General features: G+C 42.6%; 17 protein-coding genes. 15 read left to right on the forward strand and 2 right to left on the reverse strand.

Annotated features, from left to right (window positions below):
- Positions 1 to 7 precede the first annotated feature (7 nt).
- The 3 genes from GKS34_RS01270 to GKS34_RS01280 all read left to right on the forward strand — a co-directional run bounded on the left by GKS34_RS01270 (position 8) and on the right by GKS34_RS01280 (position 3,765).
- Positions 8 to 1,810 carry a RagB/SusD family nutrient uptake outer membrane protein gene (locus GKS34_RS01270; RefSeq protein ID WP_163383003.1) on the forward strand — a complete coding sequence of 601 codons (1,803 nt, stop codon included), beginning with the start codon at positions 8 to 10 and terminating at the stop codon, positions 1,808 to 1,810.
- Between the two features lie 542 nt (positions 1,811 to 2,352).
- Positions 2,353 to 3,540, forward strand: a complete 1,188-nt coding sequence (locus tag GKS34_RS01275) for a sulfatase-like hydrolase/transferase (protein WP_163383004.1) — start codon at positions 2,353 to 2,355, stop codon at positions 3,538 to 3,540.
- A gap of 81 nt (positions 3,541 to 3,621) precedes the next feature.
- Positions 3,622 to 3,765 carry a hypothetical protein gene (locus GKS34_RS01280; RefSeq protein ID WP_163383005.1) on the forward strand — a complete coding sequence of 48 codons (144 nt, stop codon included), beginning with the start codon at positions 3,622 to 3,624 and terminating at the stop codon, positions 3,763 to 3,765.
- Here GKS34_RS01280 and GKS34_RS01285 read toward each other — a convergent pair.
- The gene (locus tag GKS34_RS01285) at positions 3,754 to 3,960 is read right to left on the reverse strand and encodes a hypothetical protein (protein ID WP_163383006.1); all 207 of its coding nucleotides are present in this window, start codon (positions 3,958 to 3,960) and stop codon (positions 3,754 to 3,756) included. The two genes, GKS34_RS01280 and GKS34_RS01285, sit on opposite strands and share 12 nt — an antisense overlap.
- Positions 3,961 to 4,166: 206 nt before the next feature.
- Between GKS34_RS01285 and GKS34_RS01290 the strand changes: the two genes are divergently transcribed.
- The 4 genes from GKS34_RS01290 to GKS34_RS01305 all read left to right on the forward strand — a co-directional run bounded on the left by GKS34_RS01290 (position 4,167) and on the right by GKS34_RS01305 (position 11,064).
- Complete coding sequence (locus tag GKS34_RS01290; protein ID WP_163383007.1) at positions 4,167 to 7,322, forward strand: SusC/RagA family TonB-linked outer membrane protein; 3,156 nt, start codon at positions 4,167 to 4,169, stop codon at positions 7,320 to 7,322.
- Positions 7,323 to 7,340: 18 nt separating this feature from the next.
- Positions 7,341 to 8,975: a RagB/SusD family nutrient uptake outer membrane protein gene (locus GKS34_RS01295; RefSeq protein ID WP_205601996.1), complete on the forward strand. Its 1,635-nt coding sequence runs from the start codon at positions 7,341 to 7,343 to the stop codon at positions 8,973 to 8,975.
- A gap of 328 nt (positions 8,976 to 9,303) precedes the next feature.
- The gene (locus GKS34_RS01300) at positions 9,304 to 10,656 is read left to right on the forward strand and encodes a Gfo/Idh/MocA family protein (RefSeq protein ID WP_163383009.1); all 1,353 of its coding nucleotides are present in this window, start codon (positions 9,304 to 9,306) and stop codon (positions 10,654 to 10,656) included.
- Between the two features lie 33 nt (positions 10,657 to 10,689).
- A complete protein-coding gene (locus tag GKS34_RS01305; RefSeq protein WP_163383010.1) occupies positions 10,690 to 11,064 on the forward strand; it encodes a sulfatase/phosphatase domain-containing protein in 375 nt (124 codons plus the stop codon).
- A gap of 64 nt (positions 11,065 to 11,128) precedes the next feature.
- On the opposite strand, the gene GKS34_RS23545 is transcribed toward GKS34_RS01305, so the two are convergent.
- Positions 11,129 to 11,251: a hypothetical protein gene (locus GKS34_RS23545; protein ID WP_262888537.1), complete on the reverse strand. Its 123-nt coding sequence runs from the start codon at positions 11,249 to 11,251 to the stop codon at positions 11,129 to 11,131.
- Between the two features lie 66 nt (positions 11,252 to 11,317).
- Between GKS34_RS23545 and GKS34_RS01310 the strand changes: the two genes are divergently transcribed.
- From GKS34_RS01310 to GKS34_RS01345, 8 genes are all read left to right on the forward strand, one after another.
- The gene (locus tag GKS34_RS01310) at positions 11,318 to 11,926 is read left to right on the forward strand and encodes a Uma2 family endonuclease (RefSeq protein WP_163383011.1); all 609 of its coding nucleotides are present in this window, start codon (positions 11,318 to 11,320) and stop codon (positions 11,924 to 11,926) included.
- A 589-nt stretch (positions 11,927 to 12,515) separates the two neighbouring features.
- Positions 12,516 to 15,728: a SusC/RagA family TonB-linked outer membrane protein gene (locus GKS34_RS01315; protein ID WP_163383012.1), complete on the forward strand. Its 3,213-nt coding sequence runs from the start codon at positions 12,516 to 12,518 to the stop codon at positions 15,726 to 15,728.
- A gap of 104 nt (positions 15,729 to 15,832) precedes the next feature.
- Entirely contained in the window at positions 15,833 to 17,287 is a 1,455-nt protein-coding gene (locus GKS34_RS01320; RefSeq protein WP_163383013.1) for a RagB/SusD family nutrient uptake outer membrane protein, read from the forward strand.
- Positions 17,288 to 17,440: 153 nt separating this feature from the next.
- A complete protein-coding gene (locus GKS34_RS01325; protein ID WP_163383014.1) occupies positions 17,441 to 19,066 on the forward strand; it encodes a sulfatase family protein in 1,626 nt (541 codons plus the stop codon).
- A gap of 108 nt (positions 19,067 to 19,174) precedes the next feature.
- The gene (locus tag GKS34_RS01330; RefSeq protein ID WP_240459147.1) at positions 19,175 to 20,641 is read left to right on the forward strand and encodes a sulfatase; all 1,467 of its coding nucleotides are present in this window, start codon (positions 19,175 to 19,177) and stop codon (positions 20,639 to 20,641) included.
- Between the two features lie 561 nt (positions 20,642 to 21,202).
- Positions 21,203 to 21,808: an RNA polymerase sigma factor gene (locus GKS34_RS01335; protein ID WP_163383015.1), complete on the forward strand. Its 606-nt coding sequence runs from the start codon at positions 21,203 to 21,205 to the stop codon at positions 21,806 to 21,808.
- A 153-nt stretch (positions 21,809 to 21,961) separates the two neighbouring features.
- Positions 21,962 to 23,068 (forward strand): FecR family protein, encoded by a 1,107-nt coding sequence (locus GKS34_RS01340; RefSeq protein WP_163383016.1) that lies wholly within the window; start codon positions 21,962 to 21,964, stop codon positions 23,066 to 23,068.
- 158 nt (positions 23,069 to 23,226) lie between these two features.
- Entirely contained in the window at positions 23,227 to 26,541 is a 3,315-nt protein-coding gene (locus tag GKS34_RS01345) for a SusC/RagA family TonB-linked outer membrane protein (RefSeq protein WP_240459148.1), read from the forward strand.
- Positions 26,542 to 26,556: the final 15 nt, after the last annotated feature.

A 26,556-nucleotide genomic window follows, 5' to 3' on the forward strand; every position in this document is an offset into this window, starting at 1 on the left:
TTACAAAATGAAAAAATATAACTTTCAAAATGTGCTCCTGTTTTGTCTTCTCATGTTGAGTGGTACAGGATGCCAGGATTTCCTTAAAGAAGAATCCATTTCAAATATCACGACAGATTCTTATGTTACCACAGAGGCAGGATATGAGGATTTGATCAAATCTTGTTACCCGCTCTTGCGTGATTTTATTCTTCAATACCCGATTGCCTTACCTGGAACTGATCTTTTCCAAAATGGGCTATGGACGGAAAAAGCGGTAGGTCAGGGACCGGCTCTCGATACCTACATAAATATCACTTCTGAAACATTCATCGGGCCGTGGGATATTTTTTACCGAGAAATTGGCAGAACCAATGCTGCCATCAGTCGGGCTGAGGACGTTACCTATTCCAATCCGGCCATAAAAGCGGCAAGGGTAGGGGAAGCCAAATTTTTGAGAGCATTGACTTACTTTTACCTGGTACAGACCTGGGGAGATGTTCCCATGCCCCTTGAGGAAACCGTCACTGCCAACAAAACAGTGGAAAGGGAATCCTCAGCCACTATCTATTCTCAAATCATCAAGGACCTGACAGAAGCAGAGGCCGATCTTCCTGTTGAGGCCAGTGATTATGGCAGGGCAACGAAAGGAGCCGCCCAGTTTCTTTTAGCAAAAGTATATCTGACTCGTGGCTGGAATTTTAATAATTCTCTTGGTGGAAGTCCGGATGATTTTAGCAAGGCGTTGGAGTATGCGGATAAAGTAATCGATGCCTACCCTTTAGTGGAAGCTTACAATACCCTTTTTCCAATACGTTCTGAAAATCCGCTGACGCAATATTCAGGTTCCCAGGATGCGAAAAACAGTGAAGTAGTTTTTGCTATTCAATACAATAATGATGTACTAACCAACGCTTTGGAAGGGAATGGCCGGGAACCGGGCAATTATTACCATTCGATTTTTCCGGGAAACACAGAGTTGGTGGGTAGCAGGGGTAGAACAAGTGATTACAACCGGCACTTGGGCCAAAATGAACCCACACCCGCTCTGTATCGGTTATTTGATCCACAGGTCGATAGCCGCTATTCCCATAATTTTCTACGTGTAATTTATGCTCTCCAACCCGTGAATGATTATGCTTACAGTTTCGAAGATCCAAGCTTGACGGTAAGCTATGAAGTAGGAGATACCGTTGCTTATTGGACTCCATGGAATAGGCCGGCGTTCGGTGCTGACAAGGGGATTGACGAGGGAGGAACCAAAAATTATGCTGTTATGAATCATGAGCAGATCATTAGCGGTGAGGCTATTTCCAGGCTTACTGCATTCAGACCTACCATGTGGAAATTTTGGGAACCAAATATCCCCTATGGAGATGGTCATGGAACCTTTGATTTTGCTTTGTTCAGATCTGCCGAGGCCTATCTTTTGGCCGCTGAAGCTATTGTGAAAGGTGCTACAGGTGGCTCTTTGGGTGGTGCTGAGGTATATTACAATAAAGTGCTGGATCGGGCAGTAGGTCAGGGAGTGGATCCGCAAAAAGCAAAATTTCCTGAAATTCTAAGTTCATTGGAAACAGAGTCCTACAGAGCCACCGCTGCCAATATTTCCATTGATATGATTTTGGATGAAAGTGCAAGAGAGTTAATGGGGGAATTCAATAGGTGGTTTGATCTGAAAAGAACTAATAAGTTACTTGAGAGAACTCAAAAGTATAATTTTTGGACAAAATCCAATGGTGCATTATCAGAAATGCATTTGCTTCGACCTATTCCTCAACACGAAATTGACAGGACCCAGCCACCCTTGCAGCAAAACCCCGGGTATTGAACAGGGAAATTGAAGGGGTGAATCGCGATTAAAACGGGAGACTCCTGATTTCCCGTTTTAATCTGTGGTTCATCCTTTTGTTCAAAAAAATTAATTAACAGCCTCAACCCAAACGCTGAACGTTTCCTGTACCAATCGTAACCGGATTCAGGGGTTTGTTATTATTTCTGGATCTATTTACTGAGACCTCAGGATGTGGATAACCGGGGCAGGTAATTCGGTAGAATGGTCCTGGCTTATCCACATCCTGGATTTAGAGACAGCGCCAGACCTTGTTATTCTCAATCATGTTTCAGAAACTGTTTTTTCTTCCCATGGAAAAATGCTTCGCCTGCAGAATCAATCCTATGCAGGCAAGTATCCGGGTAGTCGCTGACCGGGGGTAATTAATAAAAGTGGTTCTCCTTTTTTTTAAAGAGGTCAAGGACCAGTTACCCTGGGAAATGCAAGCTCGAATGCAATATCAATTAGAAAATAAGCGGTAAATTTAAAATCTTATCGAAGACAATGAGCAGATCAAGAATATTTCATTATTAACCATTATGAAAAGAGCCCGCTTTATTTCGCCCTTTTTATGGTTTCTGTGTACACTAGGTAGCAGCAGTTCTTTTGCTCAGGAACGCATCGTACCCCCCAATTTTATTTTTATCCTTACCGATGACCAGGGTTGGAGTAGTACCTCTATCGGCATGGACGACCGGTTTGCCAGATCCAAAAGCGATTTTTTTGAAACTCCATCTATCGACCGCCTGGCAATGGAAGGGATGCGCTTTTCCAATGCCTATGGGCCTGCTGCTATTTGCTCTCCCACCCGAAGAAGCATCCTGTTTGGACAAACTCCTGCAAGGCTCGGGGACGAGACCTTCCCCGATACCCATCACCCCCGGACAAATTCCGCTCAGCTGACCCTACCAGGTTTGTTGAAAGGTATAAATAGCAGTTACAAAGCTGCACATTTCGGCAAATGGGATTTACGGGCGGAGATCTTTCCCGAAGACCTGGGTTTCGACGAAAGTGACGGAGATACCCGAAATGCACACGGTAATTTAATGACAGCAAAAGACGATAAATGGGAGGCAGTGTTTCTAACCAATGACCCTAAGCGAAGCTCCTCCATTACCCGGAGGGGAATCAACTTTATGGAAAGGCAGGTGAGTCAGGGGAATCCCTTTTACCTGCAGCTATCGCATTATGCCCCACACGTAGACATGCAGACCCGTGAAGCCAGCCTGGAGAAATACCGGAACAAACCAAAAGGAGCCAGGCACAACAATCCGGCATGGGCGGGGATGTTAGAAGATATGGATTATACCATTGGCCAGGTTTTGGACAAGGTAGCATCCCTGGGTATTGCGGGTAACACCTACATTATACTGATGTCGGACAACGGTTCTGTGGAATTTTTGCCCCCCGTGCCTTCGTTGCAAAAATTAAAACACCCGGATACTTTCGATCAACCCCTGCGCAATGCACCACTCCGGGCAGGTAAATGGACACTCTACGAAGGAGGGATACGGGTTCCATTTATCGTAAAAGGTCCCGGAATAAAACCCGGTACCATGAGTCATGAACAGGTAGGAGGTTGGGACATTTTGCCAACTATTGCCATACTAGCTGGGTATACTGGCTCATTGCCGGAGTACCTGGATGGAGGCAGTTTTGCCAGCATTTTACGATCTGAAGGAAAAGGGGAGGTCCTGAGAAAAAACGATTTCCTTGTTTTTCACTGATACAGCGAGAGCTATCCCCACTCAGCCCTGATTCAGGGGGAGTATAAACTTATCCGGTTTTGGAAAACCGGAAAGCTGGAATTGTACCACCTGCCGACCGATCTTGGCGAAACAAGTGATTTGTACCCTGTTCAAACGGCTAAGGCGGAGGAGTTGGATAACAAGCTAGCGGCCTACCTGCAGGAAGTGAACCCGGAACTAGCCAAAAAATTGTCATCCTATTAATCCTTTCCATTGATGTTTTTCCAGGGGGATACCATTATCGGTGATTTGCTTGTTGGCAGGCCGGGCATTTTTTCCAATGAGGTTGGAACCACCAGGTGGTTGATCTGTATTTTCAGAAGCAACGGTGGGCTCAGGGCTAGCAGATCCACCGGTTTGGACGGTATTTTGGACCTGGCAAGGAAAATTTTTTCTCACCCACCCCAACTTTCAGAAAGGAATATGTGACTGGTTTTGGGAATAATTTGAATTTATGACAATTCAAATTAATTTTTTACCTCTTTTTTAAAAAAAAAGTTTTACCTGTAATTCATGTTAATATAAAACACATGATGGGTAAAATAGTGGACACTTGGCCTTAAATAACCGGTTAAATTTATTTTTTACCATTTAACCCCAATTTGATGAAAAAATATTATCCCAAAAAACCTGAATACTATTTCTACTCCAGGAAAATCTGGCAAATGAGCAGCCTGTTTAGAAAAGCAATTTATGGATTTTGTATATCTCTACTTTTTCACATACAAATTGTTGCTGCAGGATCATCAGGTCATGAAATTCACCCTATTGTAGAAATTAATGTGGCCTCCAATAATATCGGTCTGAATTTGACGAATCTAGATTCAGGAGAAGATCTGAACGCTTTAAATGTTGACATTACAATCTCCGGGACTGTTACCGATGAAAACGGGGAGCCATTGCCGGGAGCAACCATTACTGTACTTGGAACCACCACGGGAACGGTGACAGGTATCGATGGAAATTATTCCATCACTGTTCCGGATGATGCTTCCCTGGTCTTTTCTTATATTGGTTATGAATCCAAAACCGTAGCCATTGGTTCGCAAACCACCATCAACATTACACTATTGGAGGATACTTCCTCCCTGGAAGAAGTAGTGGTAGTCGGATATGGTACCCAAAAAAGGTCAGATGTGACAGGTTCTGTTGCCAGAATGAATACGGAGAAGACCCAGGATTTATTGAATACAAACATCCTTCAGTCTTTAAAAGGAAGTGTAGCAGGAATGACCATAGGTACACCCGATCGGCCTGGAGAGGAGCCTTCCCTGAGGGTTCGTGGAACAAATTCTATTACCGCAGGTAACGCCCCACTGATTGTAGTGGATGGAGTAATTTATAACGGGTCCCTGAATAATATTAACCCCAATGATATCGAAACGGTAGATATATTGAAAGATGCAAGCGCCGCTGCTGTCTACGGTTCAAGGTCTGCTAATGGAGTGATCCTACTTACAACAAAAAAGGGAAAAACGGGGAAACCTATTTTCAATTTTAGGGCCAATTATGGCATCTCTAATCCTGTGAAATTAATTGATGTCCTTGACGGGCCAGATTACATTCAAAAAGTACTTGATTTCAGGGAGGCAAGTGGACTGGAGGCCGAAATGGAAAATGTGACCAATTATTTAAACCCAATCGAGGCAGAAAATTACCTGGCTGGCAGGACCGTAGACTGGTACGGTGAACTGGTAAATCAAGCTACCACTGAAAACTACAACCTAAGTATTTCCGGAGGGAATGAGGTTACAGATTACTTTATTTCGGGAACACTTTTTAATGAAAAAGGTATTGTCGAGAATGACAATTTTGATAGGAAAACTATTCGGGTTAACCTATCAAATAAAATCACCAATTGGTTTAAGGTAAGTATAAGTTCCTCATTTACTTCTCTGGATTATTCAGGGGTTCCTGTGGACTTACTTTATGGACTTAGCCCTTACGGTAGTTTGAGAAATGATGATGGTAGCCTTCGTCAATTCCCTATGGATGATCCATTTTTTGAGAATCCCTATTATCCAACGCTTATTGACGATTCAGACCTAAGAAATGATTTATGGGGATTGGTTTCCAGTGAGCTGGATGTTCCGTTCATTCCCGGTCTTCGATGGACCATGAATTATTCCTTAAATAAAGGAGATAGACAGGCGAACCGTTTTCAGAATAACACCCTTGCTCAGCAAAGTAACGGAGTTGCATCTCAACAAGCATTTAATGATTTCTACAGAATATTCGATAATATACTGAACTACAGGAAAGTGATTAATAACCGACATGCGATTGATGGAACTTTTCTATATAGCAGGGAATACCGAAAAGCATCTAATTTCAGAGCAGTATCTTCAGATTTCTTCAACCAAAGTCTGGGTTATTATAGTTTACAATTGGGTGCTACTCAATCCGTTTCGAGCGGTTTTAGTGAGCAAAACAACCTTGGAATGATGGGTCGCCTGAATTATTCATACAATGATAAGTTTTCCGTGACTGCCACATTAAGAAGAGATGGTTCTTCTGTGTTTGCTGAGGGTAATAAATATGCAACATTCAAAGCTCTTGGTTTAGGTTGGATTATTTCTGACGAACCATTTATGAACAATGTTTCCTTCTTTGAGCTTTTGAAATTGAGAGCTTCTTATGGTGAAAATGGCAATCAGGCCATTTCAAGATATCAAACGCTGGCCAGACTGGCAAGCCGGAATGCTGTATATGGTGATGGAGGCGGCGTTGCAAATGGCGTTTTTGTAAACTCCCTGGCTAACACAGAGTTAGGTTGGGAAACTACTGAGGTTTATAATTTCGGAGTTGAGTTTGCTCTTCCTGGAAGCAGGTTGAACGGTTCAATTGACTACTATACCTCGACCACCAGGGATCTATTGCTTAACCGAGCACTTCCTGAAACTACAGGTCAGTCATCGATATTGAGTAATATTGGTCAGGTTGGCAACAAAGGAGTCGAAATTGCCTTGAATTCGGTTAATATAAAAACACCTGATTTTTCCTGGGAAACCGGATTGATATTTGACCGTCAGCGTAATGAAATTCAAAAATTATACGGAACTGACGAGGATGGGGACGGGATAGAAGATGACGACATTGCCAGTAGGTGGTTTATCGGACACCCTTTGGGAACCATATTCGGATATGGTATTGATGGAATCCATCAGGTGGGTGAAAGTGATCTTCCCTCCGGATATGGACCAGGTGATTTTAGAATAATTGACCATGACGGTGATGGTGATCTGACTGGTGATGACCGACATATTTTAGGTTCAAATAATCCCAATTACTCCGTAAGTTTATCAAACACGCTGAGGTATAAAAGATTTTCTCTTTATGTGATGGTCAATTCCATCCAAGGTGGGGGTAATAATAATTTTTATGTTGGAAATAACATATTCATGCATAATCCAAATGCACAATTTCCTTCCTGGACAGAAAGATTTAATGTCGTAGACATTGATTATTGGACACCAAATAACCCATCCAATTCAGTGGCGAGCATAAACTATATTCCTGTAAGAAATCATCCATACCTGGAGGATAGAAGTTTTGTTAGAATACAGGATATTAACCTGGGTTATTCATTAAGTAATGAAACTTTAAGTAAAATAGGTTTCTCTAACCTCAGGGTATATACGAGTATTAAAAACCTATACACCTTTACCAAGTGGACCGGATATGACCCGGAAAATGCAACATCCATTCAGAATGTACCACTCATGCGGACATTAACATTTGGTATTGATGCTTCTTTTTAACGAAAAATTATCATTGAAATGAAAATATTAAGATACATATACCACAGATTGATTTTCACGATATGCATTTCAACTGTTCTAATGGCCTTATCTTGTCAAGATGACATTTTAGAGGAAGTACCAAGAAGCTTTCTGAGCCCTGAAACTACTTTCATTAATACGGATGGTTTCAGGGCTGGATTAATAGGTGTTTACAGTATGACAAGGGCATTGTTCGTACCTGACGCCCCAGGCACAGCCTGGTCTGATAGGGACGATCTAATGAGCCTAAATTATGGGACGGATATTGGATGGTACTGGGATAAAAAGAATTTTTTTGGAGACTATTCGATTATCAATCCCTCGACAAATTATCCCTCGCGTTTGTGGAACCTTCTTTATATAATTATTAAGGATGCAAACATAATTATTACCCGTGCTGAAAACGAGAATGTCATCTGGACAGCACCCACCGATAAAGCTGAAGTAATTGCAGAAGCCAGGTTTTACAGGGCCTTTGCCTACCGTTATTTGGTCTATCACTTTGGAGGAGTCCCCATCATTGAAGGTGAAATTGCCGGGGTTAAACTTGATTTTGAGAGAGCTACCAAGGAGCAGGTCCTGGATTTCATGATTGGAGATTTACAATTTGCTTCTCAGAATTTACCCGTTGAAAATCCAAATGATGGGCATGTAGTTAAAGCAGCCGCTGATCACTTGTTGGCAGAAACCTACATCTCAACCGGAGATTATGATTTGGCCATCCAGGCAGCCAGCGCAGTAATAGATGATGGTCAGTACGAATTGATGAGGGATAGGTTCGGGACGTACTCCGGTGAGCCAGGAGATGTTTTCTGGGATCTATTTAGGTATGGTAATCAAAATGATCCGTCAAATACGGAGGTGATTTGGACTGCACAAATAGAATTTAATTTACCGGGTGGAGCCGGGAGCGCCGCTCGTACTGAACGAGCCTGGGGTCCTTTCATGGATCCGGTAAGAACTCCGGACGGTCTTCAGGCAATTCTTAAGGATGAATTTTGGGGGCGCCCGGTTGGTTTCATTCGTCCATCGATTTACCTGGACTCTACTATATGGGAATCAGATTTTAACAACGATATTCGCAACTCTCCCTATAATATGCAACGCGAATTTGTCATCAATAATCCGGAGTCTGCTCATTTTGGAGAGGTGATTGTTCCTACGGAAGCCCAAACAGTCAGGAATGTCTTTGTTTATGTTAAAAAGGCTACCATGCCTCTTGGTCATCCACAGGGATATGATCCTGGCGGAAGGACCTATAACGATATATACATTTTCAGACTTGCTGAGACCTACCTGTTAAGGGCGGAAGCTCATCTAAAAGCAGGAAATAACATCAGTGCTGCAAATGATATTAACGTGGTCAGGGCCCGGGCAAATGCCGCACCGGTTGAACCGGGAGAGGTAGATGTACACTATCTGCTTGATGAGAGAGCTCGCGAGCTTATAGTGGAAGAACCCCGTCAACTTACCCTGAGGAGAGTTGGCCTTTTAGGGGAAAGAGTACAAATGTATAACCCAGTCTCAGGGCCTACATTTACTTTTGGCCGTGATGAATTACTCCCTATCCCTCAGTCAGAAATCGATGCAAACACAGAAGTTGAGCTAACTCAAAATCCTAATTATAATTAACTAGCTAGATCTTTAAAATTCTAAAAGCGTAATTTATTTTGAGATGAAAAATAGCATCCGGAATATTCCGGATGCTATTTTCATTTACTGCCCCTGTTGGTAAGGTTTGGGCGGGCTGTTTTTTAATTTGAAAAGGACTGAATCCTTCTCTAAAGAACCAAAAAGTATGATTACAGGACAAAAAAATAAAGTATTTTGACTGAAGATAAACCAAATTCGATAGGATAAATAGCTTTTGTCGTAATACCCGTGCTAAAATTGGCTCAAAAAATACTAATTTGGATTTTTTAATTAGATATTCAAGAAATACCTAAATCAATATCATATAATGAATACAACGAGAAGAACCTTTTTAAAATCAGCTTCAACAGCTGGTTTAGGAGCATTATTTATTCCTAATTTTATTGAACGTCCACCAAGTACAAAATTGCGTTTTGCAATGATTGGTGTAGGAGCCAGAGGTCGTGCCAGTTGGAGCCAGGTTGCCGTAGAGGATATTGTTGCCATGTGCGATGTTGACGACAGAATGACTGAACAAGCATACAAAACTGTACCAAATGCAAAAAAGTACAAAGATTTCAGGGTGATGTTCGACGAAATGGCCAACGAAATTGATGCCGTTATGATTGCTACGCCTGACCACACCCATTTCCCAGCGGCAATGGCTGCCATGCAACTAGGGAAACATGTATTAGTTGAAAAACCACTAGTGCATAATATTTGGCAATGCCGCACCATGAAAAAAGCAGCAAAACATTATGGTATCGTATCGCAAATGGCAAACCAAGGACATACAACCCATGGAATTAGATTGGTAAAAGAATGGTTTGATGCAGGTGTTCTTGGAGATGTAAAAGAAGTAATTAGATGGGGAGGCCCAACAACATTTAATCCGGATGGCTATTTCTCGAAGCCTGAAGGGTTTCCATTTCCAGAACATGATGTGCCTGAGGGTTTAGATTGGGATTTATGGAAAGGTCCCGCAGCTGATCGCCCTTTTAATAATGAATATGCACCCAAATCATGGAGAACCTTCTACGATTTCGGTAGCGGAGCAATGGCCGACTGGTGTTGTCATTCTTTGGATGCTCCTTTTTGGGCATTGGATCTTGGAATGCCACATACCGTAGATGCCGTGGTACCAAACCCTGAAGTCCCAGATCATAGTATGATTGCACAGGAATCAACGATAACATGGCAATTTGGAGCTCGTGGTAATAAACCACCTGTTACTATGAAATGGATTGAAGGCATGGGCAAACCCGAATTAAAGGAAGAGTATGGGCTTAAAGAAATGCCGGACAATGGGATGATTATGATTGGTTCCAAGAAGACACTTTACCATGGTGGTCGTCCAAATAATCCTCGATTACTTGTTCCTGAAGAAGAATGGATAGATTTCCAAAAGAATAAACCAGCAGAAACAATTCCAAGAGTGGAAGAAGAAAAACCAGTACAAGAATGGGTGGCTGCCATTAAAAACGACACCTTGCCAGGCTCAAACTTCGATTATGGCGCAGACTTAACAGAAATGGGACTTGTTGGTGTACTAGCTCAACGTTTTGGCGGAACTATTCACTACGACGAAAAAAATATGAAGGCCGTTGGTCGTCCCGAGTTAGATGCATACATTAAGGAACCTGTTCGCGAAGGATGGTCTTACGGAGAAGACCTTTGGTAGAATTGTCCACACTATATTGAAAATACATTGGCCATGCATGAAGAATCGGTCCGGATTCCCATGTTCTTCTACTGGAATAAATTCAAAATTAATCAGACAATAACCGAAGCACTGGTTTGCAGTACTTCGGTTTTTGCGATGATCTTGGATTTGGCCGGTTTGCCGATTCCGGATCATTTGAATGGAAAATCCCTATCGCCTATCCTGAGTGACCCTTCTACACAGATTCATGCGTATGTAGCCAGTGAAAGTGTGGGCGTCGGCGGTAAAATTGGAACAGGTCACCGAATGATACGATCCAAACCCAAAGTGATGATCCCAAGCGAAGTTCTTCTATCACCCGAAGGGGCATCAACTTTTTGGAAAGACAGGGGAGACAAGACACTCCTTTTTACCTGCAGGAAGTAAACCCGGAATTGCTCAAAAAATTGAGCGCTTATTGATGGGTTTTTAGCGGGAGGTCATTATTGGTTTATTGCCTGTCTTCCGTTCGCATGTTTATCGATAAGAATGGAAGCGCCGGATGGCCGTGGCTAAATTCTTCTGCTACCAGCAACAAATAACGAAAGCCCGGACCTGGCGGTTTTGATCGCATCCGCGTAGGTAGTTTTTTCACCCAAATGGGCAGCTTTTTTAGCCTGAAAATCGGTATATTTAATCCATGGCAGCCAAACAAACCGATACCGTGAATGAACCGGATATGGAATACACCAACCATTCCTATGCAGACTACCTGACCTGGCAGATGGAAGAAGTGGTGGAACTGATCAAAGGGAAGGTTTTTAAAAAAGCGGCAGCCGCACCGAAAAGGATTCACCAAAAAGTATCTGGCGAATTGTCATTTAGATTAACAGGGTTTTTAAAGGGGAAAAAATGCCAGGTGTATGCCGCACCCTTTGACGTACGGTTTCCTAAAAAATCCAAAGAAGATGATAAAATACACGATGTGGTACAGCCGGACATTTGCGTGATTTGCGATCCGGAAAAACTGGACGAGCGGGGCTGCCTCGGAGCCCCGGACTTAATCGTAGAGATTCTTTCTCCCAGTAATAGTAAAACCGAATTAAAGCATAAGTTTGAACTGTACGAAGCGAGTGGGGTTCGTGAATATTGGATTATTCATGCGGAAACCCAGGATTTGCTGATCTATAGCCTTACGAAGGGAAAATACGTTCCTTCACGCCTGTTTACCTCCGGTGATGTGGTGGAGTCAAAAGTCATCAACGGGTTTAAACTGGATTTGGAGGAGTTTTTTGGGGATATCGAGTAGCATATAAATTCAATTTCCATATCCATTTGCAAGAGACCTGTTTGTTACGTTCAAAGGCCTATTTTGGACATAATCACTTGACAAAGGCCGCAAATGATAGGATCAGGGTCGGGGTTAAAATGCCCAATCAATGAGTTTGGGAGAAGTGGATATTCATTTTATCTGGGATGAAGGGATGCGGGAGCTAGCTCCAATGCTTATTCGGCCTAAATCCATAGAAAATAGAACAAACTAAATTGTAGGAAAAGCACATAGAATTTGGTTTTATCTAGAATTATAGCGATAATTATACATCCCGATAATCTATAGCCCAATATAACCAAGGTGAAAATCTATTCGGATTCAATTTCCTGTAATCTCTATGACAATTTTTTGCTGGTTCTAGGCAATGTACTGGAAGGTTTATGCCGATGCTATGCAAGGGTATTTTTCAAATACAGCTTGGCTAAAGGGAGAGATGAGGGGAATGTTAAGGGCTACGTTCTATATGATTACAATGATCTTTGGAAATATTATTTAAAACAATTAATCAGTTCTTTTTACGAAAAATATTTCTTTGACCGAATAGACAAGCAAATGATTTATAGATATGAAAAAATCACTACTTAAGCATGTAACTTACATGACCAAATTATTTAGCATTGCTTTCACCCTACAGTGTCTCAGTATGGATCTACTTCTTGCCTGGAGCGGTAACGCCCAGGAGATAGGCAAAGGAGTAGTAAGCGTGGAAAGCCAAATAACAGGAAGCCGGTATGACCGGATGGTATTCCTAACTACATCCAATTTAAGATTGAAGCAGGAGGGATGGAAGATCCATACGGTGAGATCCGATAAGAAAAATTTGGTACCGGTTACTGAAGGGGTGGATATTACCGTTTCAGGTACAGTTACCGATGAAAACGGAGAACCTTTACCAGGGGCTTCGATTACCGTGCTTGGCACCACCTCGGGTACCGTCACAGATATAGATGGTAATTACTCCATTACCGTTCCGGATGAAGCAAGCCTGGTGTTTTCATACATTGGCTATGAATCAAAAACCGTAGCAATAGGCACCCAAACCACCGTTAACATTACCCTTATACAGGATGCTTCCTCCCTGGATGAGGTAGTGGTCGTAGGATATGGAACAGTGAGAAAAAGTGACCTTACGGGCTCAGTCAGTTCCATTCAGGCTGATAAGTTGAATACGGATTCCCAGGCATCGGTAGAGCAGATCATTCAGGGAAGGCTTCCGGGTGTGCAGGTTACACAGGCAAGTGCCCGACCAGGCGGAAATTTTTCCATTAGAATAAGAGGATCGAATTCCATAACCGCCGGGAATGAACCGCTATATGTGATCGACGGACTTCCCGGAGCAAATCCGGAAAATTCCTTAAATCCTTCCGATATAAAATCCATAGAAGTATTAAAGGATGCCTCTGCCACATCAATTTATGGCGCAAGAGGGTCAAACGGAGTTGTATTGATAACCACCAAAAGCGGAAAGCAAAATAGTCCTTTAACTATCAATTATAATGTAACGACCAGCATTCAAGCTGCCACGAAAACATTAGACATGATGAATGCCCAACAATACATGTCATTTTACAATGATTTGTACCTCGATAGAGGTCGGGAACCTATCTTTAATCAAAATGACTTTGCCACCATAGGTGCAGGTACAGATTGGCAAGGCGAGATTTTCCGCTCGGCACCCATTCAGGAACATCGTGTTTCTTTTTCGGGTGGATCTGAGGATACCCAGTATTTCTTATCCTTAAATGCTTTTGATCAGGATGGCATCGTTATAAGTTCTGGTTTTAAAAGGTTTTCCGGCCGGATAAATCTTACTCATTCTGTGGGAGATAAGTTAAAGGTGGGGATCAATTTCAATAATAGCTATGTAAAAGAGGATCAAGTGCCACTTGGACTTGGAGTTAACGCTACTGCTGGTGTGATTGCGGCGGCATTACAATTACCACCTACAGAACCGGTATTCAATAGCGATGGGACCTACTCAACTAGCCTGCAGGATTTAAGCAATCCGGTGGCTCAGGCCCGAACGATGGATCGATTTGAAAGAAGAACACGTCTTTTTGGCAATGGATTTTTGGAATATGAGCTCATCAGTGATTTGAAGGCAAAACTAAATTTGGGTGTGGATCAGAGCATTGCAAGAAGTGATACTTTTGATGATGTGGTGACTCAAATTGGACTTTTGCGACAAGGTCAGGCGTCGCAAAGTTTAAGCGAAAATAATAGTTATGTTTTTGAACTTACATTGGATTACAATAAGATAATTCATGGTCAGCATAGGTTGAATTTGCTTGGTGGTTATTCTTACCAGGAATTCATCAGTTCAGGGTTTAATGCAAGCGCAATGAGTTTCCCCACCACATCTTTCGGGCCAAATAATTTGGGTTCTGGTGATCCTTTCCTAAATGAAGTGGGGTCATTTAAGGGTAAAAACAATATTGTTTCAGGTTTTGGCAGGGTGAACTACTCTTATGATGAACGTTTTTTGATGACGGCATCATTTAGGGCGGACGGGTCTTCTAGATTCGGAGCGAACAACAAATTCGCCTACTTCCCATCAGGAGCCCTGGCATGGAATATATCCAATGAGTCTTTCTTCCCGAAGGAAGGTCTTGTTTCCGATTTAAAATTAAGGGCTAGCTATGGGGTGAGTGGAAACCAGGAAATTGATAATGGAAGATCGCTTGTTCTTTTGGGTTCAGGACCAATTGCCGTTTTTAATGGCGATGAATACCAATCAATTGCTCCTACTCAATTGGCAAATCCGGATCTAAGATGGGAAACAACAGAATCCTTTAATCTAGGAGTTGATTTAGGCATGCTTTTCGGGAGAATTACCGGTTCAGTGGAATACTTCCAGAACAATACCAGGGACTTATTATTGCTGTTACCCATCCCTACTACTACAGGCTTTGGTAATTCTTTACAAAATGTAGGGAATACCAGAAACAGTGGTTTTGAACTTTCATTATCGTCAAGGAACTTCGTCGGTAATTTTTCATGGATAACAGATATAAATTTGGCCACAGTGAAAAACGAGGTTACTAACCTTGGACTGTTGCCCAGGATTCTTCAAGGCGGTACCCGGTTCATGCAAGATTATACGATTTTGGAAGTGGGCAGCCCTGTCAATGCTTATTATGGTCATGTGTTTGATGGAGTAATTCAGTCTGCAGAGGAGTTGGCCAATTCACCCACTCAGACAAACGGTGCAGTCGGCAGTAGAAAATTCCAGGATTTGAACGGTGATAATGTGATTAACGATCAGGATAGAACCATTATAGGCGATCCATTTCCTAATTTCACTGTAGGGCTAAATAACACGTTATCCTACAAAGGCTTTACACTTGATGTATTCTTAGAGGGTAAATTTGGTTTTGAAATGGCAAATTTCACAAAAATTGACTCTGAAAATCCAATCGATGATTTAAGAAACAGACAAACCTATGTTTTGGATAGATGGACTCCTGATAACCCAACGAACGAGAACCCGTCTTTTGTTAACCCTTCCCGAACCTATGATTTCAATACCAGGGTAGTAGAAGATGCTTCTTTTGTAAGATTAAGAAGTGCCAGGATTGCATACGCCTTTCCGAACTTAAATATTAAGGGTATTGGATCATTGCTTCTATTTGCATCAGGTCAGAACCTGGTCACCTGGACCGACTACAGTGGTTATAATCCCGATATTAACTCTTTGGGAACTTCGAATTTAAGGATTGATTATAGCGCGTACCCACTTGCCAGAACATATGCAATCGGAATTAATGTAAATTTTTGAAAATATGAAATCGACACGATTAAAATCATCATTAAACACACAGGGCAATGATTATTTTAATCGTCAAAGATTCCATCTGACCAATAAAAAAAATATATAAACAGATGAAAAAGATAAAATCACATAAATCCCTTATTTGGTTGGCAATGATTTGTTCAGTGCTAATTTCATGCGAAGACTTATTGGAAGAAGAAACCTTCACCGTCCTAAGTCCCAATGATTTTTTCAACACAGGCGATGATCTCGATGTAGTTCTTAATTCGGTATATGGTGAATTAAGGTATAGCGATATAAAGCGAGACGGGGTGACGCTTCAGGAAGTAAACACGGATATTGCATTGGAACGTGGCGGAGGGATATTTACCTTTAATGAACCAATTGAAGAATTCACCTGGACAAGCTCGCACCAATGGATCAGGAATATGTGGGAACGCCGTTACCGTACGATTTTTAGGACAAACGTTGTCTTGGATAATGCCAATGCTATTGAAATGAATGAAGATAGAAAAAGAGAAACCATTGCGGAGGCAAGGTTTTTACGGGCATTCAACTATTATCTATTGTATGATCTATTTGGTCCTGTTCCCCTTATTACAGATAGCCAAACAACTGTAACGGATCGGCCATCAAGAGCTTCTGAACAAGAAATAATTTCATTCATTGAAGATGAATTCATAGCTGCTGCGAATGCCCTGCCTGTGGAACCAAGAAATTCCGAATACGGGCGTGCCACCAAAGGGGCTGCGCTTGGAGCTTTGACCAAGTTTTATATGATGACAAAAAAGTGGACTGAAGCTGCATCTGCTGGCAGACAGGTAATGGATCTTGGGATATATGATTTGTTTACCCAGGGTGATAGAACTGAGTTGTTCAGTCCCGAAAACCAAAGAGATAACGAATTCATATTTGTGGCAGTTATGTCGGATAATCCGGATGATAATACTGGAGACGGGTGGCTAAGCCACGTCGTTCCCAGAGGTTATCAATGGCAATATCCTCCTCGTGTCATATTTGCTGCCGAGTATAAAATATGGTCTGCTTTTTTAGAACTTTTTGATCCTGAGGATGAAAGGTTAAAAGCATTTTTATTTGAGTTTGTCAATGGAGAAGGTGAGACAATTGTTTTAGGCAAAGATAATGCACGAAGTATGAAATTTCCTGAATATCCAAGTCAGGGGATAAGCCGTTCATCTGATGATTTTCCTTTTATAAGGTACGCAGATATCCTTCTTTCGAGATCGGAAGCTTTGAACGAAATCAATGGCCCCAATCAAGAATCCATAGATTTGTTGAACATGGTAAGGGAAGCCGCCGGAGTTTCCACTTTCACCGTTAACGAATTTGCAAGCAAGGAAGATTTAAGGAATTTTATTTTAGACGAAAGAGGCAGGGAATTCCATACCGAGGCATTAAGAAGGCAAGATCTGATCCGTCACGGTAAATTTATAGAAATGGCAAAAGACCGTGGTAAACCTGCTATGGACCATCAGGTAAGGTACCCCATTCCACAAACTGAAATTGAACGAAATCCGAATTTAACTCAAAATGAAGGATATTAGATCATCTTGGTTTAGGTTACCTTACGTTTTCACTTTCTGTTTTTTGGAAATTTATCCGGGTAAATGGTCATTTGAAAATTGTAAAGCCCTTGAATATAGGGGTAAAAATTCCGAAACTTTTTTCTTACATAAAATAAATCTAATATAAAGTTAATGAAAAGAAATAGCATAATTTTTGGAGTTCTTTTAGGCACCGTACTGGCGACGGCCTGCAACACAGAAGAGAAGAATAAAACATCTCCGCCCAATATCGTTTTTATCATGAGCGATGACCATGCCTATCAGGCCATCAGCGCCTATGGTCATGGATTGAATGAAACGCCCCAAATTGATCGGTTGGCTAAAGAAGGTGCGATTTTTACACGGGCCACGGTTACCAATTCCATTTGTGCCCCCAGTCGTGCGGTAGTTTTGACCGGGAAACACAGCTTTCTCAATGGGAAAGTAGACAATGTGCAACCCTTCGACTGGGACCAGAATAATTTTGCCAAGATGCTTCAAAAAGCGGGTTACAATACGGCCATGATAGGAAAGATTCATTTGGATGGCCTTCCTCAGGGATTTGACCATTCCATGGTATTGCCTGGGCAGGGTCATTATTACAACCCCGATTTTCTGGTTAATGGAGAACGGAAACAGTTTGAAGGGTATGTTACCGAACTCACTACCCAATTTGCCTTGGATTGGCTCAAAGAAGGACGGGATAAGGAAAAGCCCTTTCTTTTGATTTACAACCAAAAGGCCCCCCATCGAAATTGGAAACCTGCACCAAAATACCTAACACTTTACGACGATAAGAATTTTGATCCGCCTTCCAATTATTTTGATGACCTTACTAATTATGAAGGCAGGGGCACGGCTGCCAAAGAACAGGAAATGGAAATCGATGGACATGCCAGGTGGGGTCATGACTTTAAATTTGAGGTGGACCCTAAAGGAGACAGCACCGGATTTACCAGGGAATTGGAACGGTTAACAGTAGAGCAAAGGGCCCATTGGAGGGAAGCTTACAACCCAAAAAACCAGGCTTTTTTGGAAGCTTATCCCCAGGCGGAAGGGATTGCCTTTGAGGATAAAGAAAAAGAAAGGGAAATAAGTATCTGGAAATTCAACAGGTATATCAAGGACTACCTGAGAACCATTAAGTCCGTGGATGACGGAGTAGGAGAGGTATTGGACTACCTGGAAGAAAATGGGCTGGCAGAAAATACCATTGTGGTCTACACCTCCGACCAGGGGTTTTACCTGGGAGAACATGGCTGGTTTGACAAAAGGTTTATGTATGAGCAATCTTTCCGAACCCCCTTATTGGTCCGATATCCCAAAGAAATTAAGCCTGGGACGGAGATCGATAAACTGGTCCAAAACCTGGATTTTGCGCCTACCTTGCTGGACTATGCCGGGGTTGAGGTTGCCCCGGAAATGCAGGGTAAGTCTTTCAGAAGCCTGGTAAGCGGCCAATCCGATGAATGGAGAGATGCTGTTTACTATACTTATTATGAATACCCATCCGTGCACATGGTCAAGAGGCACTATGGGGTGGCCACCGAAAGATATAAACTCATGCATTTTTATTATGACATTGATGAATGGGAAATGTATGATCTACAAAAAGATCCCAATGAAATGAACAATGTCTATAATGATCCATCATATGGGGAAGTGAGGGAAGAATTGCACCAAAAATTGGAGGATCTTCGGAAGGAGTATGGGGATTCTGATGAAATGAATCAAAAATACCTGAAGGCTTATTTGGAGTATAGAAACAACCAGCAATAAGCTAATTAAAAGAAAATGAAAATTCAGTTTTTAAGATATAGCTGTTTGGAGAGAAAATATTTTAATAGAAGTTATCATACATTTTTTTTGACGGTCTGTATGTGTCTTATGGGCTTAAACCTACAGGCACAAACACCCAATATCCTGATGATTGTCTCAGATGATCTCAATACCCGGATTGGACCCTATATGGATATCGATAACCATACCCCGCACCTTGATAGGCTTGCCAATGAAGGGGTAAGGTTTTCCCGGGCATATAGCCAATTCCCACTGTGTGGCCCTTCCAGGGCCTCCTTTATGAGCGGTTTGTATCCCCAGACCAATGGGGTATTGGGCAACAATGATCAACCGGGAAGCTATAAAAAGGAAACTCCTGCCTTGGCCAATCATCCTTCTATAGCAGGATTTTTTAGAGAGCGGGGTTATTATACAGCCAGGGTTTCCAAAATTTTCCATATGGGTGTTCCAGGTGGGATAGAAAGGGGTGAACCGGGAGGGGATGAGCCTGATTCCTGGGATTATGCTTACAATGTGCTTGGTCCGGAAACCTTGAGCCAGGGCAATTTGGAGCTGCTTTCACCTAAGAACCATCATTATGGATCAAATTTTGCCCAAATGGTTATTGCCGATAGTCTGGAGCGTACCCAGACGGATTACCTTGCTGCCAGTCAGGCTATTGCTATTTTAGAAAACCGAGCTGGAAAGATACCGGAGAAGGCTACCAATAAACAAAAGATCAAAAAGGAGGCCCCATTTTTTCTGGCGGTTGGATTTGTCAGACCTCATGTGCCTCTGATTGCCCCTGAAAGTAGTTTTTCTCCCTATCCGGTCAAAGAGACCGTTTTGCCCTCATTTACTATTGGTGAAAATGTTCCTGAGCCAGCGTTGAGAAGACAAAATGATAAAATCTGGGGAATGGACGAGCTACAGCAAAGAAAGACCATAAGCGCTTATATGGCCAGTGTCCGTTTTATGGATCAACAGGTAGGAAGGTTACTGGATGCCCTTGACCGGATGGACTTGAGAAAGGAAACCATTGTCATTTTCATGTCGGACCATGGTTATAATTTGGGAGAGCATGATTGTTGGTCAAAATCCAGCCTTTGGGAAGGAAGTGTGGCGGCACCTTTGATCATTTCAGTACCGGGAAGTGCCTATGAAGGAAAATACGGAACCACCAGCTATTCCATTACCGAACTGATAGACCTTTATCCAACCTTGGCAGATTTGGCTGGGTTTGCCAACGAAAAGCCATCCATCCTTCAGGGAGAGAGTTTGGCCGGGTTTTTAAAGGAAGGTGAATATGAGAAAAGCAAGGATTACGCCTATACCATAACCCAAGGTGGGACTGCTGCTTCCATCAGGACAAACCAATGGAGGTACACCAGATGGGGAGAGGATGCATCAAAAAATAATGAAGAGCTTTATGATCACCACAATGATCCGGAAGAACATTTTAATTTAGTGGGAAACCCCTTAAATAATGATGTATTAATAGAAATAAGGAATCAGTTTGAAAAAGCTAGAATTAATGCAAATTCTGAGCTGGGTTCCAGCAACTCAAATTACTGATGAAACATGGAGTTTTCTACTGTCTGTCATTAGGACATAGGCAAACATTGTAAGTATTTTTTTAATCAAATTAACCCTAAAACATGCGGAAACCCAGGATTTGCTGATCTATAGCCTTACGAAGGGAAAATAGGTTCCTTCACGCCTGTTTACCTCCGGTGATGTGGTGGAGTCAAAAGTCATCAACGGGTTTAAACTGGATTTGGAGGAGTTTTTTGGGGCATCGAATAGCAGCGTTCACTCTATTCGGATCAATCGGTCTGCTTTGTACCGAAGCCTATTTGGGTAACCGTCCATTGATAAGAAGAACCAATGGTATACCGCTGGGGGCTACTGGGCAATTCCGGATAGGCTATCGGTTGATTTTTTGCAGACACGGATGCGCAAATGGAGCCTTGAGCAATTTTGACTGCAGGACCCTATTGCAGACTAAAAGGAAGTCGGTTTGCCAACTAACTGCGCGATGTGTTGTTTTGAAAAAACGAGGAAAATGGTCCACATTCTTTTTAAACTCGTCGAATTTTCGTTATTTTAAATCGATCTAAACCCAATTTACCCGCTATGTACAAAGAAGCTTCGATTGATGGAGTTGGTTCGGATTCCGACGATGATGTGCTTTGGAACCAAATCAAAGCGGGAGAAATGGCCGGATTGGAAGAAATGTATACGAAATATGTTCGGGAACTTTTTCGGTTGGGCATGTCCATAAAGGGAGACCGAAGCCTGGTGAAGGATTGTATACAGGAGGTTTTTTTGAAGATTTGGCAGTACCGGGATTCGGTAAAAGCTACCGATAATGCAAAGCTTTATCTTTTCAAATGCCTGAGTAACCGTATCCACAAAGACATAGGAAAGGACAAAAAGCGTTATGGATACCTCAACCAGAATCTGGAAGATGAATTACGAACGGAACCGGAAGAAGCGGGAGCGAGCGCTGTCTTGTATTTTCGTCGTAGAAAAAAACTATCGGAAGCGTTGGAATCGCTTCCTTCCCGCCAACAAGAAGTGATTCACTTGTTGTATTACGAAAACCATTGCTATGAAGACGTCTCCACCATCATGGGAATCAACGTGCAATCGGTCTATACCCTCGCCTGGAAGGCCATTGCGAATTTAAAGAAACGACTGCTGCTGATAGGCCTTCTCCTTACGGCATTTTTGGCCTGATGCTTATCATTTTTCTACCAGAATCCATTTTATTTTACGGTGTTTTTATTCGGATAATGTATTTTTTAAAGTTTATGTAAATATCAACCATTTTATGCTGAAATAGGATAGATTTTTTGTCCCCGGGACTTATGTGGGTGAATTTGTATTGTTATGGATATTTCTACCTATACCAAAGAAGATTTTGTATTGGATCCGGCTTTTAGAAAATGGGTACTGCAGCCCAGTGCCGAATCCAATCTTTTCTGGGAGGACTTGTTGACCAAACACCCTTCCCGGTACAAGGCAGCAAAACAAGCGCGGTTGATCATCCTGCAGATGAATAAAAGGAATCAAGCCCAACTTTCTGAAACGGAAATTTTGAGTTTGTGGAAGGACATTGAAAAGAAAGCATCCGGGCAAGCAGCGATCCGGCAAGAAAAAGTGATTCCATTGAATTCCTTAAGTACCTTTGAACGGAATAGGCCCAACAGCGTTTCCCGCTCTAAAATTCACCACCATTTCGGTTTCCGGGTAGCTTGTGTGCTGCTTCTTTCCCTGGGCTTGGGGTACTTTTCCGGCTGGCTACTTTTGGAACCCCCTCTGCCGCAATCCAGCGCGCCTCCTACGGTCCACTACCTGACGCATACCACCGTTCCGGGTGTGAAATCCCACCTTACGCTCAGTGATGGATCACGAGTAATTCTCAATTCCGGAAGTGAATTACGCTACCTGAAAAATTTCGAAAAAGGTGGTCGGGAGGTTTTTTTGAAAGGAGAGGCATTTTTTGATGTAGCGAAGGATTTGCAGCGACCCTTTCGGGTCCATTCCCGAAAAACTACTACCACCGCACTGGGTACCAGTTTTAACGTAAAGGCCTATGAAGGCGAAACACTAGGCGTCTCCCTGCTGACCGGAAAAGTGGCCGTAAACTCAGAGGGGAATCTGGAAGAGCCGGTCCTTTTGGTGCCCGGAGAAGCCCTGAAAATTGACACGGAAAAAAATCGGTTGGTAAAGAGCGCATTTAATCCGGATCGGGTAATCGGTTGGACCAAAAAACGCATTGTTTTTAAGGAGACGCCCCTTTTAGAGGCCATACGGGTACTCGAAAACTGGTACGGCGTCCAAATTCGTATCGTAAACCGACCCGGTAACCGGGTATTACTTTCCGGAAAATTTCAGGACGAGACCCTGGAAAATGTATTGGAGGGATTGAAATTTTCCGCCAGGTTTGATTTTGACATCGAAAAAGAAAACGTAACCATCCAATTTATGGAATAAGACCAAATAGCCTATGAAAAAAAACCATTGTATAAAAAAAGCTGGGAATGCGCCAACATCCCCAGCCATTCATTATCTGGAAGGTCCTGTCAGGGAATTTCCAGCTTTCGTTCATCCAAAACCGTTCACTAAAGTTTTAAAATAAACCGCGTAAAGGTATGAAAAATCTTGTACTATCCCATGTTATACGCATGACCAAACTATTTACGTACGCATTTCTGATTCAGTTTCTTTCGATGAATTTTCTGTTTGCCTCGGATGGCATTGCTCAGGTGAAGGATATTGAAGAAGTAATGGTGTCCATTTCCCTTGACAATGCAAAAATCGAAAAGGCGTTTTCCCTTATCGAAAAGACCACGGAATTTAGTTTCGTGTTTACCGATAAAGAATTGAAAAATATCCCAAGGGTCACCACCGGTGAGGGGACGCAAAGTCTGTATGCGTTGTTATCGGTCATCGGCCAGCAGGCGGGCTTGTATTTCAAACAGGTCAATCAGAATATCCATGTTCGGAGGGCTACACTGCAGGTGGAGCCCGTTTCCATCGCCGAAGAGGTGTTGGATGTAACCGTATCCGGAATCGTAACCGACGAAAACGGTGAGCCGCTGCCTGGGGCTTCGATCACCGTGCTTGGCACCACCACGGGGACCGTAACCGATATTGACGGCAACTATACGATTTCCGTCCCGGACGGCGCCACATTGGTTTTTTCATACATTGGCTACGAGGCAAAAACCGTCGAGGTAGGAACGCAAACTACCCTTAACATCAGCCTGTCACAGGATGCGGCCTCATTAGAGGAAGTGGTGGTGATCGGATACGGTACCCAAAAGAAAAGAGATGTTACGGGGTCGGTTGTGAGAGCCGATATAGAAGCTTTCCGGGAATCTCCTAACGTAAACATCGCTCAATCATTACAAGGTTCGGTACCCGGATTAAATGTCGGGCAGGTCAACAGGGCCGGTCAGAATCCATCTATTTCCGTCAGGGGAAGAACTACCCTAAGTGGTAACCAGAATGTGCTGATCGTAGTGGACGGTATTATTTTTACCGGAAGCCTTAGCGACCTGAATCCGAATGACATTGAGTCGATCGATGTGTTGAAGGATGCCAGCAGTATGGCCATATTTGGAGCACAAGCTGCCAACGGGGTGATTATGATTACTACCAAAAGTGGTAAGGCGGAGCAAAAGCCCATTTTCAATTATACGGGGACCTACACCACCCAAACCCCCACCAATAGGCCGGAATTAATGGACAGGGAGGGTTTTCTTCAGAAAGTCAGAGATCAGGACTGGCAACAATCCTACCTTCCTCCTGATTATACGCAACCCAATCCAGATTATAACGTGGCAGCATTATTTGAGCCTGTCGTTTTTGAAGGGTTTCAAAATGGGACGGATTTTGACTGGTGGGATGCCGCGACCCAAAGAGGCTTTATAAATAATCATAATTTAAGTGTTAGGGGAGCCACAGAAGCTACTTCTTATTTTCTTTCCGGTGGCTATACCAAACAGGAAGGCTTTATCATGAACGATCAGTTCGAACGGATTACCGCTAGAATTAACCTGGATCATCAGATTTTAGAGGGTTTTCGTTTTGGGGTACAGACCTTTGGTTCCTTTGCAGACAATTCCGGTGAAATTCCGGCAATGGGAAATATCACTTCTTTTCCTCCCCTGGTTGTCCCCTTTGATGAAGAGGGTAATGTGATCCTCAACCCGGACGGTGCCATTCGGGCCAACCCTTTCCTGAGTCCCCTGTCCAATGACTTTGATAAAAGGAATAACTTATTCGCCAATGTATATATGGACCTTGAAGTTCCGTATATCGAAGGATTGAACTTCCGAATAAACTTTGGAAACAATTATACCTGGAGGAGGCATTATAGAAGTAATGAATATGGTGCCGGAGCAGCCGGTTTAGCCTTTAAGCGAAATTACCATGCCTATGATTGGACCTTGGATAATATTTTGAGCTATAGAAAAACCTTTAACAATGACCATACCATAAACCTGACCATGGTGGCAGGGAGAAGGGAATTGAAAAATGAAAGTACCCAGGCAAATGGCACCAATTACGCTAATTTGGGCCTTGGCTACAATGACCTTAGCCTTGCGCAGTTACAGCTTATCCAATCCAGCGCCTGGGACGAAAGCTACGTCTATCAAACCGCACGTGCCAATTATGATTTCAGTGGAAAATACCTGGTTACCGCCACAGTGCGTAGGGATGGTTTTTCCGGGTTTGCAGAAAACAATAAATTTGGAATTTTTCCTTCTGTTGGAATAGGCTGGGTGCTTAGTGAAGAAGGCTTTATGGACCAATCTGCATTCAGCTACCTTAAATTCAGGGGCTCCTATGGAACGAATGGAAACCTGACAAGCAGGTATTCTTCCCTGGCAAGAGTCTCCCTTTATCCGGCTTATGTTTTTGGTGAAGGAGGATCTACCATTTTTGGTCAACGTGTGACCACGCTTTCCAACGCCGATTTGTCCTGGGAAACCACCACAGGGTATAATTTCGGCTTTGACTTTTCTTTATTCGATAGCCAATTGACCGGTACGTTGGATTATTATCAAAATACCACGAATGACCTCCTTTACAGTATCAATATACCTGAAATAACGGGCTTCAACAGCATTTCCACCAATGTTGGGGAAATTGCCAATAGAGGGATCGAATTTGTCTTAAAAGGAGATATATTAAACCGTGGTGGGCTTAACTGGAATGCCAATTTTAACATTTCCTCCAATAGAAACAGAATTGTCTCTTTATTGGGATTGGATGCTGACGGAGATGGTGTAGAAGATGATTTGATTGGAAGCGGTTTATTTATAGGAGAATCCATCAATTCCATTTATGATTATGAATCAGCCGGGATCATTCAATTGGGTGAGGAAGCCCCTCCCGGTTTTTTTGTGGGAACCCATGAGATAATTGATCAAAATAACGATGGGGTAGTGGATGCTAATGACCGGGTTATAATAGGTAGAAACGAACCGGCCTTTAGGTTCGGTGTGATGAATGAATTCAACTATAACAATTTTACGTTCAGGTTTTTTATTAATTCCATTCAAGGAGGAAAAGACGGTTATTTAGGCTTTAATAATCCCAATTTGGGACAATCTGACAATGCCCGGAGATCCAACTTGTTTGTGGAAGCTGATTACTGGACACCATCTAATCCCGATGCAAAATACAGAGGGCAGGACCAGGTGGCAGGTATTGATTACCAATATTACGACAATCGTAGTTTTGTGAGACTACAGGATGTATCGCTAGCCTACCGGTTTAATCAAAACCTCATTCAGCAGTTCGGGATTCAAGGTTTGAAGCTATTTATCAGTGGTAAAAACCTGGCCACCTGGACCAATTGGGTAGGCTGGGATCCTGAAACAGGAAGTGGTTTGGATCCCTCTGGCTTGCCTGTGATGAAAGGTTTTTCAGCAGGTTTGGATGTCAGTTTTTAATCATTAAAATTAAAG

The sequence above is a fragment of the Cyclobacterium jeungdonense genome (assembly GCF_010994275.1).
In the GTDB taxonomy this organism is placed as follows: Bacteria; Bacteroidota; Bacteroidia; order Cytophagales; family Cyclobacteriaceae; genus Cyclobacterium; species Cyclobacterium jeungdonense.